We start from the raw sequence: 11,516 nt of genomic DNA on the forward strand, positions 1-11,516 counted from the left end.
GACTGCTCGACACCGGCCTGCCTGCAGGCAACTCATCCAGGTCACCAACGGCGGTCAGGCCGGGACCGACCACCCGCCATGATCGCGTGCTACGTGCCGCTCCCACTACGCGCCGCGCCCGCCCGACGATGGGCGCATGACGGCGCCACCGGGTTCGACTAAGCCGCGACGCCGGCGCCAGCGGCCTGGCGATCGGCGTGATACGACGAGCGCACCATCGGACCGGAGGCGACATGGCTGAAACCCAGCGCATTGCCGTACTCCTCCAGCGCCGTGTATTCCTCCGGCGTCCAGTAACGCATCACCGGGTGGTGGTGCGGCGTCGGCTGCAGATACTGGCCGATGGTAATCATGTCCACATCGTGCGCACGCAGGTCGCGCAAGGTGGCCTGCACCTGCTCCATCGTCTCGCCCAGGCCGAGCATGATGCCGGACTTGGTGGCGATGGACGGATGCTGCGCCTTGAAGCGCTGCAGCAGGGTCAGCGACCACTGGTAATCCGCGCCGGGGCGCACGTTCGGGTACAGGTCCGGCACGGTTTCGATGTTGTGGTTGAACACGTCCGGCGGGCTGAGCGCGAGGATCTCCAGCGCGCGGTCCATGCGCCCCTTGCCACGGAAGTCCGGGGTCAGGATCTCGATGCGGGTGTTCGGCGAGCTGACCCGAATGGCCGTGATGCAATCGACGAAATGCTGGGCACCGCCATCGCGCAGGTCGTCGCGGTCCACGCTGGTGACCACCACGTACTTCAGGCCCATGTCGGCCACCGTGGTGGCCAGGCTGGCCGGCTCGCTGGCGTCCGGCGGCTTGGGCCGACCATGCGCCACATCGCAGAACGAGCAGCGCCGCGTGCACACCTCGCCCAGGATCATGAACGTTGCGGTGCCGTGACTGAAGCACTCGTGGATGTTCGGGCAGCTGGCCTCTTCGCACACCGTGACCAGGCGGTTTTCACGCAGCTTGGCCTTGAGGTTCTGCACCGCATTGCCGGATGGGATCCGCACGCGGATCCACGACGGCTTGCGCAGCACCGGCGCATCGACGAACTGCACCGGCGAACGATTGATCTTGTCGCCACCGATCTGCTTGACGCCGGTCTGCAACGACGCAGGCGCGGCGGTGTCGCCGGAGACGACCTGCAAGGGGATGGAACGGGCGATAGGCTGGGTCATGGCAATAAACGGGCGCTCAGGCCGGAAGCGAAAGGTCGGGCAACGCGGAAACAGGCTGCAACACGAGACCGAACTGGCGCGCCAGCTGATCGAGCAGCACCGCCTTGACGGCGTCCATCCCGGAGGGGCCGCCCAAGTCTAGCACCGAGGTCACTTGCAGGCCCTGATAGCCACAGGGATTGATGCGGTGGAACGGTTCCAGATCCATCGCCACGTTGAACGACAGCCCATGGAAGGTACAGCCGCGCCGTACCCGGATCCCGAGCGCGGCGATCTTGGCCCCGCCCACGTACACGCCCGGCGCGCCATCGCGGCGCTCGGCGACGATGTTCCATTCGTCCAGGGTGTCGATCAAGGCCTGCTCGATCTTGCACACGTAGTCGCGCACGCCGATCTTGAGCCGGCGCAGATCCAGGAGTGGATAGACCACCAGCTGGCCGGGGCCGTGATAGGTGACCTGGCCGCCGCGATCGACCTGCAGCACCGGGATCTCGCCCGGCGCCAGCACATGCTCGGGCTTGCCGGCCTGGCCCAACGTAAACACCGGCGCATGCTCGACCACCCACACTTCGTCGGCAGTGGCTTCATCACGCACATCGGTGAAACGCTGCATCGCACGCCACACCGGCGCATACGGCTGCCGGCCAAGGTCGCGGACCTGCGCCGGCTGCACGGGGACCGATGCCAACACGGGAGCGGCCGCTACAGCGTCCACTTCACTTCCGGGTGATCGCGCAGCGCCTGGTGCGCGGCATCGAATTGCTCGCGGCTCTCGGCGCGAAAGCCGATTTTCACCGAGACGTATTTGCCGCTGGAGGAGTGCTTCCAGCTGATGCTTTCCTCCAGCAGCTCCACGCCCGTGGCCGCGAGCAGACGCGGCAGTTCGGTTTCCAGCCCGCGCTCGGCAGCGCCCATCGCGCTGAGCTCGAACGTCCCTGGGAATTGAAAGCCGTGATCGGGGTTGTCGGTACTGATTTCCATCCGCCCATTATCGGGCCGGCGAAGAGCAAACCCAAGCCTTGCCAGGCAACCGAGACATCCGCCTGCCAACAGCTATGCGCACACCCTAAACATTCGCCAACCTCCTGGCGTTACCGTCGAGACCAAACGCATGTGCATGGGGCAGGCGGTTGTCGAAGACGAATGCGCCGCCAGACATGGCGGGTTGCATCCATTTTCACGCGACGCAGCAGCGGCCGCAGGCACCTTTCTGAACATTGTCCTTCTACCTTTCAGGCTCTCCATGCTTCGACCGCGCGCGTTGGCTGTTGCCCTGCTGTTTTCTCTATCCGGGCTGTCGATACCTGCCCTGGCGGCTGACCAGTGCGATTCCAGCAGGTTGGGCAGTACTCCACCGGCGGTGAACTTCCGTGTCGACAACGACCTGTTCGGCGGTGAGGATCAGGATCAGGGCTATTCCAACGGCGCCGTGCTCACCCTGGTATCGCCCAATGTGGTCGACTACACCAACGACCCGTGCCTGCCGCGCACTGCGCGCTGGGTCAACAGCTACCTGGAACGTCTGCATCCTGGCGAATTCGACCAGCAGAACATGGTGTTCGCGTTCGGCCAGGCAATCTTCACCCCGAGCGACTACACCCGCCGCGATGTGATCCCGGACGACCGTCCGTATGCGGGCATCCTGCTGGCGAGCTTCGGCTACAACGCCCGCAACGAGGCGCACTTGCGCACCACGCAATTGCAGATCGGCGTGGTCGGGCCGTGGTCGCTGGCCAGGCAGACCCAGAACGCGGTGCACGATGTGCTGGGCGACGAGAAATTCCAGGGCTGGGACAATCAGTTGCACAACGAACCGCTGATCAACCTGGTGCACGAGCGCATGCATCGCTGGCCGGCCGATTCGGCGGCCAATGCCGACGGCTTCGGCTGGGATTTCATTTCGCATTGGGGCGGCGCGGTCGGCAACATGACCACGCATCTGAATGCCGGCGGCGAAGCGCGCTTCGGCTGGAAGCTGCCGGACGACTTCGGCAGCACCCCGACCCGGCCGGCCGGCGAAAACACCGCACCCAGCCGACTTGGGCGCGCCAGCGGTTGGTCGGGCCATCTGTTCGTGACCAGCGATGCACGCTGGGTGCTCCGTGACATCACGCTGGACGGCAACACCTTCCGCAACAGTCACAGCGTGGACAAGCGCCCCTTCGTCGGCGAGGTCGGTTACGGCCTGGCGGTGATGTACGGCCGCTGGAAGTTCGCCATCGCCCGCTACCACCGCACCCGCGAGTTCGAGACCCAGCGCGAAACCCCGGTGTATGGGAGTTTCACGATCAGTCGGATGCTTTGAGGGCAGAGATTGGGGAGTTGGGATTCGGGATTCGTAAGAGCAGGCTGCTGGTGCTTCGCTCCTGCTCTCGCTCTTGCCAATCCCGAATGCCCAATCCCCAATCCCGCAAATGAAAAGCCGGCTTTCGCCGGCTTTTCATTTGAATTATTCGGATTCCCACCACATCCAGAACGCATCCCAGAGGCGCTTGAAGAATCCGCCCTCTTCGACGGCGTTGATCGCCACCAATGGGGCCTGGGCGATGATCTTGCCGTCGAGGCTGACCTTGACGGTGCCCATCTGCTGGCCCTGCTTGATCGGCGCCTGCAGGTTCTTGGCCACTTCCATGCTGGGCTTGAGGTCGTTGTAGCGGCCCCGCTGCAGGCTGACCAGCAGCGGTTGGGCCACGCCCAGCTGCACTTCGTCCTGCTCGCCCTTCCAGACCTTCTGCTTGGTCACGACCTTGCCGGGCGCGTACAGGCTGTGGGTCTCGAAGAAGCGGAAACCCCAGTTCAGCAGGGCTAGGCTGTCGGTCGCACGCTGCGCTTCGGAGCTATCGCCCATCACCACCGCAATCAGGCGCTGGTCGCCACGCTTGGCCGAACTCAGCAGGCAGTAGCCGGCCTCGGAGGTGTGGCCGGTCTTGATGCCGTCCACAGCCGGGTCGCGCCATAGCAGCCGGTTACGGTTGCTTTGCTTGATGGTGCCGACCTGGAACTCCTTGATCTTGTTGTAGGCATAGGTTTCCGGGTAATCGCGCACCATCGCACGGCCCAGTATGGCCAGATCGTAGGCGCTGGAGTGATGGCCTTCGGCGCTCAACCCGTGCGCGTTGACGAAGGACGAATCCTTCATGCCGATCTTGGCGGCGTAGCTGTTCATCAGCGAGGCGAAGGCTTCTTCGCTACCGGCCACATGCTCGGCCAGCGCGATCGCGGCATCGTTGCCGGACTGGATCGCCATGCCCTTTTCCATGTCTTCCAGACGCGCGGTCTGGTTGACCGGGAAGCCGCTGTAGCTGCCGTCGGTGCCGGCGCCGCCCTCGCGCCAGGCGCGCTCGCTCATCATGACCTGGTCGTCGCGCTTGACCTTGCCGTTCTTGATCTCGGCGGCCACCACATAGGAGGTCATCACCTTGGTGATGCTGGCCGGGGCCAGTTGCTGATGAATGTTCTCGCCGGCCAGGACCTGCCCGGTGGCGTAGTCCATCAGGATCCAGGACTTGGACACTGCCGGTGCGGGTGCCGGCGGAACCGGCAAGGCGGCGGGCGCAGCGGCCACGGCAGGCGTCGGCTGCGGCGCGGGCGTCTGAGCGCAAACCAGCCCAAAGGCAAACGTGGCCACGGCAGCGGCGGCGAAGCGGAATTTCATTGAAGAACGACTCCTGACGGGCCCGAAGGCTGGGTAATGCGAAATTGTAAGGTGCCACGGCGACCAGGGCGACGCATAAAGAACAGGCGCGCCTGCGCAGTTCAGCGATGACGGCAGTTGCGGCGCCCAGGCGTTCCACCAAAACAGATTGTTCTAGTCGGTCCGCGCGCCGCGCGCCGAAGCCAAGGCGTCTGGGCCAGCCCGCCGATTCCGGTCAGCGGCAAGGTCAACCGGCGCCTGGGCCAGCCTGTGGATCGCCCTTAGTTGGCGACGATCTGCGGGCGGCCGAAGCCAAGACCGGCGATGCGCTGGGAGATTTCCGACGCATTGGCGTGATCGCGTGCATTGACCCGCAACCGCCACAAGGTACGGCCGCCGCTGACGATATCGCTGACACTGGCACCGGCAATACCGGCCGAGGCCAGTTGCGACAGCGCCCGATTGGCGTTCTCGCGGCTGGCAAAACTGGCGACCTGCAGCAGGATGTCGCCCAGTGCGGCTTCCGCCACGCTCGGGGTCTTGGCGGGAGCCGGCTCGCTCTTGAGCGGACGGGTGGGCGCGCTGTCTGCCGGCTTGATCGCGGCAACCGCGACCGGGGCTGGTGCCGCCGGGACAGACGCCGCCGGCCGTGGCGCAGCGGCGGTCGGCTTGCCGGTGGCCACGCGTACGCCCTGCGCCTTCATCCAGGCATCGAAATTGTCGGCATTGCCGGGCTGGCGCGAATCGGCCACGCGATAGCGCCACCGCTCGCCTGCCGGGACCGCTGCGGTCGCGGCGCCGGCTGCTGCCCCCGCTGCAACCGGGGCGGCCGCAGCTGCGCCGGCCGGCACGGTGCGCGTGGGTAACCGCTGGACCAGGCCATCGATCTGACTACCGCCTGCAACCGGGCGCACTGCTGCAACGGCCGTGTTGCCCCGCACCGGACCGGCACGGCGCTTGGCCAGCAGATCGCCGTTGTCCGCTTCGGTCAGGCCGCGCACTTCGACATTGCCGGTGCCCTTGCCGGTGATGCCGAGCTTGACCGCAGCGGCGTAGCTCAGATCGATCACCCGACCATCGTGGAACGGGCCACGGTCGTTGACGCGCACCACCACCGAGTCGCCGGTGTCGGTATTGGTCACCAGCGCAAAACTGGGCAGCGGCAAGGTCTTGTGGGCGGCAGTGAAGGCGTACATGTCGTAGACCTCCTTGTTGGAAGTCAGGCGGCCGTGGAATTTATTGCCGTAGTACGAGGCGGTGCCACGTTCGACATAGCCACCCGGGCCATCCCTCACCACGTAGCGCTTGCCCAGCACCTCGTAGGGCGAGCGATTGCCCACCGCCGAATACGGCTCGTTGGTGACCAGCGGTTCGGGGATGCAGGCCACGTTGGGCACGTGGTCGGGCGTGGTGTCCTTGACGCCGGGCTTGTACAGGCCGCCGGCGGTGTAGTCGCCGCGCGTGGACGGGTCTTCCTTGGCCGCCGCATACGGCGAGCTCGAAGGACACCCGGTGGCGACATACGCCGGCCCCTTGCCTTCGACCTTGACGCCCTTGATCGCGCCGCTGCCTGCACTGCCCGAACTCTTCTTCGGTGCACTGCTACAGGCCGCCAGGCCGAGCATCAGCGCCATCGGGATCAGCCACTTGAGGCCTGTCGTGTGATTCATGCCGGGGGTAACTCCTTGCCGGCGATGGCGTCGGACAGCTGGAACACGGCCATCGCGTACATCTTGGAAATGTTGTATCGGGTGATCGCGTAGAAATTCTGGAAGCCCAGCCAGTACTGCTTGCCGTTGGCGTCGTCCAGGGTGATCGGGGTCGCCATGCTGCCGGCCACGACCGGCGCATTCGGGTGGTAGCCACGCGCCGACAGGTCGGCCAGCGTGTAGACCGGCGACCAATCGGTGGGATTGAATTCCTCGTGCCCGGCCGCCAGCGTGGCCGGTACCGCGACCTGACCACCGCGCACCCAACCGCCCTTCTTGACGAAGTAATTGGCGATCGAGGCGAAGACGTCGTTGTGGTCGGTGAACAGATTGCGCTTGCCGTCGGCATCGCCATCGACGGCGAACTGGCGGTAGCTGGACGGCATGAACTGGCCCATGCCCATCGCACCGGCATAGCTACCAATCAGTGTGGTGACATCGAGTTGCTCTTCCTTGCCGAGCGCGAACAGCTGGCCGAGCTCATCGCGGAAGAACAGCTCGCGGCGCACTTCGCGCTCCAGCTTGGCCGGGTCGCCGCTGCGCGGATAACGGAACGCCAGCGTGTACAGCGCGTCCAGCACGCGGTACTTGCCGGCATTGCTGCCGTAGCTGGTTTCCACCCCGATGATGGCCACGATCACCTGCGCCGGCACGCCGGTGGCGGCTTCGACCTTGCTCAGCTCGGCGCGGTGTTCGGCCAGGAACTTGCGGCCGCCATCGATCCGCGCCTGGGTGATGAACATCGGGCGATATTCGTTCCACGGCTTGACCCGCTCGGCCGGACGCGACATCGCGGTGACGATCGCGTCCTTGAATTGCGCCTGCGCCAGTACCGCGTCGATCTGTGCCGCGTCGATGCCGTACTTGGCGGCAGTGTCGCGGACGAAGTTGGCGCGTGCGATGTCGAACGGCACCGGGGTCAGATCCACCGGCGGCAGCGCGGGCGCTTCAGCCGCGGCGCTGACGGGCGCAACCGGCGCAACCGCTGCACTCGGCGGCTTGGCCGGAGGCGCGCTGGCGGCCGGCGGCGGGGTCGGAGGGCTGGGCTGGGTCGCGCAGGCGACAAGGCCGAGGGTGAGCAGGCAGGTCAGGGTGCGTCGAATCATCGGCCGAGAGTAACAGAGATCAGATGAACTTCTGACAATAAGGCCATGAAACGAAACAACTTTAGTCAAAGTCAAGATCTACCGCTTTAACGGCGGGACCTTGGGTGCAACGAATGACACCGGCGGGCCTGAGCGAGCCAAGCATGGCCGATATGCTGAACGATGTTCAGATTGGGGGTAAATAGCGTGCTGCCGGGGACAACCGGCTAGCCATCTCAAGGGAGCAGCATGCCGCCATCCGCGTCGGCAACGCAGGCACCCCGGCCATGCACTGCAGCCCCCACCCCTTTCCTTCGGTTCAAGGCATCGCATGCAGGCACATCAAACTCAGCACCGCCTGCAACGCAGGCCTACCTTCCTACTTTGACGCATATCTTGCGCGCTGCATTGACAGGCATCGTTCCTTGTTTAGTTCGGCAAACATCAACCGCCGTCACCACCGGCCCCATCTCCGCCAGGACCGCCCGACATGACCTGTTGCTGAGGGTGGGTCGCAAGCGTCATCACTGGGCCCGTTGGGTTCTTGTCGATTTCTTCGCGCTCGCGCTGGAACTGCACCATCTCCTGCGCACGTTGCTGATCCAACGTCTCCGTCTTCTGCAAGGTTTCATTGATGCCAGGCGATGGCGTGTCGAGCGCGACTTCCGAATGAAACCCTGGCGTTTTGCCGAAGACAAAAGCGACATCATCTTGGATGGTCACTTTCCGAAACTCATCCGCGCGCTCGATCCCTGACTCTTTGACGGCATGCAGCACTTCGGCCGTTTTCTCATCGGATGTGCCCTTGGGGAGCTGCGCCTGGATTGCAGAAAACAGGGCGTAATCCCGATGGTCCGAGGGAAACGCCTGCTGGGCGACGTTTTGGGAAGGCCTAGCTTGCTCGACCCGATCCTCCTTTTGTTCACCTGCGTTTGAGCGCCCGCCACTCCCACCAAGGCCAGGCAATGACGTATAGGAGGACGTGCGCTCAGGCAAGACGATCTGCGCCGGAATTTCGCTCCGCGTTGCGGTTGCCGGCGACGGCGCTCGCACCGCCTCTTGCTGCTCTGCCTGCAATGGAACAGGCGATGGCGCATCGCTCTGTCGCGTGACTACTCGGGCTTGCTGCTCACTGCCCTGCTCCACTGCTGTGTTTGTCGATGCCGGCTCTGTGGGTTTCAAGGCTTCTCGGCGCGCGTGTTGTGCCTGGGACAACGCCGCATCCAGGTCTTGGCCGGCAATGCCCGTTGCCGGCACACCTTGGTCTTGCTGGAACTGCCTCACCGCGTGTTCGGTCTCCGGACCGTAGTGCCCGTCTTGCGGCACGGCCTGGCCGTTTGGGCCACGGGCATCCACCTGCTGCAAGCGATACTGCAAGAACTCGACCTCTTGCCCTCGGTCGCCCAGGCGCAGCCCTTCCACTTCATGGGATGCCGGCGATACTGGGGCAGCGGCCTGAGTAGGCGCCTGATCGGGAGCAGTCGAAGCGGATGATGCCGGCCCGGCACTCGGCGCAGATACGCTTGCCAAGGCTGGGCCCACGGTCTCTGCCTTCGGCTGGACTGCATCAGCTGTCGAGGGTGCAGCAACCACAGGTGCTTGGGTCTCTTGGGGTTCGCGTTGCGGGACAGGTTCGGGCTTCGGCTCAGCGGGCTTGGCGACCGGGCGCATGTCTTCTTGTAGCGGCGCGTGGACGGATGCAGGCATCACGACCGGGGCCGGCGTTGCCGCCTCGGCAACAGCAGGCGTGTCGGGTGTGCGTGTAACGTCTCGATCCCGCTGCGCATCAATGGCTGCCTGAGGCGCTTGGGTTTCATCCACATGCGGGGCGGTAACCGTCGTTGCGGCGAAGTTTGCGACCTGTTGCGCTTCTTGCGTGGAAACGCCCTGCCGATTGGCCTCCCGCAACGCTTGATCGTAGGCATCGCGCTCTTGGGGCGAACGATGCTCGATCTGGCGTTCGCCAAGCTCAGGCACGGCAGACGCCTGGGCGTAAGCTTGCACCTGCTCCCGTGCGTTTTGGATGTCTTCACTGCTGGTGACCGCCGCGACGCGGATCACACCATCACTGCCGCGTTGCAGATGGGCAATGGGGCTGTCGAGCTGACGCGCGCCCTGTGCATCGGGATCGAGCGTCAAAGAAGAGTTCGACGCATCCAGGCCCGAGTTTGCACGCGTGGTGTTGATGGCCAACTGGATGGCAGCAAGGGACTCGGCATTCGGATTGAGGCCATAACCTGCATAGGTTGTCGCCAGGCTCGATAGGTCTAGCTGATCCTGGGTCGGGCGCTGCCACGCGGGGAGCGCTGCCATCGTTTGTTCGTGTTGTTCCAGATGTGGCTGCATGGCAACGCGGGTCGCCGACAGTTCCGCAGCGATCGTGCCGGTTGCTACCTCGCCGTTATGGCGCCACACACCGTCAGCAAATTGATACTGCTTGCTGTTGGACGCCTGCAAGTTATCCGGATTGAGCGCGGTAGTGACGGCTGACGGCGATTGAATGCCAGCGATCGTGTCCCAGCCATCCAGGCGGTGCGCAACCTGATACCGAGCGGCAAGCGCCGCTGGCCCCTGCACGATATTGCTTTCCACAACCTCGGCCGCTTGCGCGTCCAGTTGCGCAGCACGCGCAGCCGGCGCTACTTCGGCCTGAGTGGTGTTGCCGCCATTTGGATCAATGTCGGTAACGCGAGTGCGCTGCCACTGACCAGTATCGGCGTCACGCGTCCAGTTCGCCGGCAACAAGCTCGGAAGATCAGTGCTACTGGCTTCCAAGTTGTAAGGGCTACGCGGTGGCGGCATCCGGCTCATCGCCAGTTCGACAGACGTATTGGCGGCTCGGTAGTCCAACTCACGGCGGGTATCGAAGTCTGCCGAAAACGTTGTCTGCTGCGGATGGTCAATTCCATCGGCACGAAGATCAGCAGCCATCGGCTGCACCCATTGCCGCCCGTTGAAGCTCCACTGCCTGCCCAGGGAGTCCACTTGATGCGTGATCTCGCGCTCATCCAGGGTCGCCATTATCTTGTCTGACACGACGTAACCAGCAACGCCGCCCACAGCCCCACCAACGGCAACGCCAACTGGACCACCTACTGCGCCAATCTCCGCTCCTGCCCAAGCACCAGCCCAGGCGCTTGCGTTGTTAGCGGTGTAGTTGCGCAACTCGTGTTTAGCACCCAGCAGGTTGTCTTGCGCGAGCAACGTGCTCACCCGTTGGCCGGTCCCAATCGCATCGGTCGCCGATGCCAGCAAGCCCGTTACACGAAGTGCTTGGCCTGCGGACAAGCTACCTGCAAGAAGCTCGGGGGTGGCAAAGCCGCGCTGCGCTACGGGAATGCGTAGCGGCCTCGCCGCATCCGCTCCTAAAGCCTGCTCGACTTGCAAAATCCCCTGTTCAGAGAAATTTAAACGACCATTCGCGTGTGCTTCGGCAATGGCTTGCGAAAGCACAGTTCGTTCGAGAGCTGGATTACCGCCCTTGGACAGGTTTTCGCTCGATCGAACCATCACTTGCAGTGTGCGGGAAACATGCGTTTCGGACTGCGTGATCGATGACCAGGCCAGCTCTGACGGCAGCATTTGTCCAAAGCGTCCAATTTGTGCTTGGTGAACTTGTTCGTAGTTAGGAATTCCTTCAAAGAATGACTGCAGCCTCGGCCGAATATCGTCCGCTTTTAGACCCAGTGGCGCATTGGTGTATAGGTCGCCATTGATCAACCCAGCCCGCATGGTGTCTTGCAAACTCTCCACTTTCACGACTATTTTCTGCGCAGCATCTGGATCGCCAAGCATGAAATTTTGTCCGTCTGCAGAGTTTTCTAGAGCGTGTTATGAACTTTGCTCTTGTCACGCTAACGTATGCGGATGAAGCCTCGTAAGCCATATCCGACCGATATCTCCGACGAAGAATGGG

At 63.9% G+C, this 11,516-nt stretch carries 8 protein-coding genes; 1 reads left to right on the plus strand and 7 read right to left on the minus strand.

Annotated elements, in window-relative coordinates:
• Window positions 1–158: 158 nt before the first annotated feature.
• Genes lipA through GGR62_RS10015 form a run of 3 tightly spaced genes read right to left on the minus strand, consistent with a single transcriptional unit; the run spans window position 159 to window position 2,153 of the window.
• Window positions 159–1,172 carry a lipoyl synthase gene (lipA, locus tag GGR62_RS10005; RefSeq protein ID WP_184407747.1) on the minus strand — a complete coding sequence of 338 codons (1,014 nt, stop codon included), beginning with the start codon at window positions 1,170–1,172 and terminating at the stop codon, window positions 159–161.
• A 16-nt stretch (window positions 1,173–1,188) separates the two neighbouring features.
• Entirely contained in the window at window positions 1,189–1,887 is a 699-nt protein-coding gene (gene lipB / locus GGR62_RS10010) for a lipoyl(octanoyl) transferase LipB (RefSeq protein ID WP_184407748.1), read from the minus strand.
• Entirely contained in the window at window positions 1,875–2,153 is a 279-nt protein-coding gene (locus GGR62_RS10015; protein ID WP_184407749.1) for a YbeD family protein, read from the minus strand. The genes lipB and GGR62_RS10015 overlap by 13 nt, the downstream gene beginning before the upstream one ends.
• A 262-nt stretch (window positions 2,154–2,415) precedes the next feature.
• Between GGR62_RS10015 and GGR62_RS10020 the strand changes: the two genes are divergently transcribed.
• The gene (locus GGR62_RS10020) at window positions 2,416–3,477 is read left to right on the plus strand and encodes a lipid A deacylase LpxR family protein (protein WP_184407750.1); all 1,062 of its coding nucleotides are present in this window, start codon (window positions 2,416–2,418) and stop codon (window positions 3,475–3,477) included.
• 144 nt (window positions 3,478–3,621) lie between these two features.
• Here the strand turns inward: GGR62_RS10020 and GGR62_RS10025 are convergent, their stop codons facing one another.
• The 4 genes from GGR62_RS10025 to GGR62_RS10040 all read right to left on the minus strand — a co-directional run bounded on the left by GGR62_RS10025 (window position 3,622) and on the right by GGR62_RS10040 (window position 11,395).
• Window positions 3,622–4,827 carry a D-alanyl-D-alanine carboxypeptidase family protein gene (locus GGR62_RS10025; protein ID WP_184407751.1) on the minus strand — a complete coding sequence of 402 codons (1,206 nt, stop codon included), beginning with the start codon at window positions 4,825–4,827 and terminating at the stop codon, window positions 3,622–3,624.
• A 260-nt stretch (window positions 4,828–5,087) separates the two neighbouring features.
• The gene (locus tag GGR62_RS10030; protein ID WP_184407752.1) at window positions 5,088–6,476 is read right to left on the minus strand and encodes a septal ring lytic transglycosylase RlpA family protein; all 1,389 of its coding nucleotides are present in this window, start codon (window positions 6,474–6,476) and stop codon (window positions 5,088–5,090) included.
• The gene (gene mltB / locus GGR62_RS10035) at window positions 6,473–7,621 is read right to left on the minus strand and encodes a lytic murein transglycosylase B (protein WP_184407753.1); all 1,149 of its coding nucleotides are present in this window, start codon (window positions 7,619–7,621) and stop codon (window positions 6,473–6,475) included. The genes GGR62_RS10030 and mltB overlap by 4 nt, the downstream gene beginning before the upstream one ends.
• 423 nt (window positions 7,622–8,044) lie before the next feature.
• Window positions 8,045–11,395 carry a peptidoglycan-binding protein gene (locus GGR62_RS10040; RefSeq protein ID WP_184407754.1) on the minus strand — a complete coding sequence of 1,117 codons (3,351 nt, stop codon included), beginning with the start codon at window positions 11,393–11,395 and terminating at the stop codon, window positions 8,045–8,047.
• Window positions 11,396–11,516: the final 121 nt, after the last annotated feature.

This window comes from Xanthomonas sp. 3075 (assembly GCF_014197275.1).
GTDB lineage: Bacteria > Pseudomonadota > Gammaproteobacteria > Xanthomonadales > Xanthomonadaceae > Xanthomonas > Xanthomonas campestris_B.

What these genes read in the sequence shown, in the direction of transcription:
- GGR62_RS10040 (WP_184407754.1), bottom strand. Translation starts at nt 11,395, where the DNA reads ATGCTTGGCGATCCAGATGCTGCGCAGAAAATAGTCGTGAAAGTGGAG.
- lipA (WP_184407747.1), bottom strand. Translation starts at nt 1,172, where the DNA reads ATGACCCAGCCTATCGCCCGTTCCATCCCCTTGCAGGTCGTCTCCGGC.
- GGR62_RS10020 (WP_184407750.1), top strand. Translation starts at nt 2,416, where the DNA reads ATGCTTCGACCGCGCGCGTTGGCTGTTGCCCTGCTGTTTTCTCTATCC.
- GGR62_RS10025 (WP_184407751.1), bottom strand. Translation starts at nt 4,827, where the DNA reads ATGAAATTCCGCTTCGCCGCCGCTGCCGTGGCCACGTTTGCCTTTGGG.
- GGR62_RS10015 (WP_184407749.1), bottom strand. Translation starts at nt 2,153, where the DNA reads ATGGAAATCAGTACCGACAACCCCGATCACGGCTTTCAATTCCCAGGG.
- mltB (WP_184407753.1), bottom strand. Translation starts at nt 7,621, where the DNA reads ATGATTCGACGCACCCTGACCTGCCTGCTCACCCTCGGCCTTGTCGCC.
- GGR62_RS10030 (WP_184407752.1), bottom strand. Translation starts at nt 6,476, where the DNA reads ATGAATCACACGACAGGCCTCAAGTGGCTGATCCCGATGGCGCTGATG.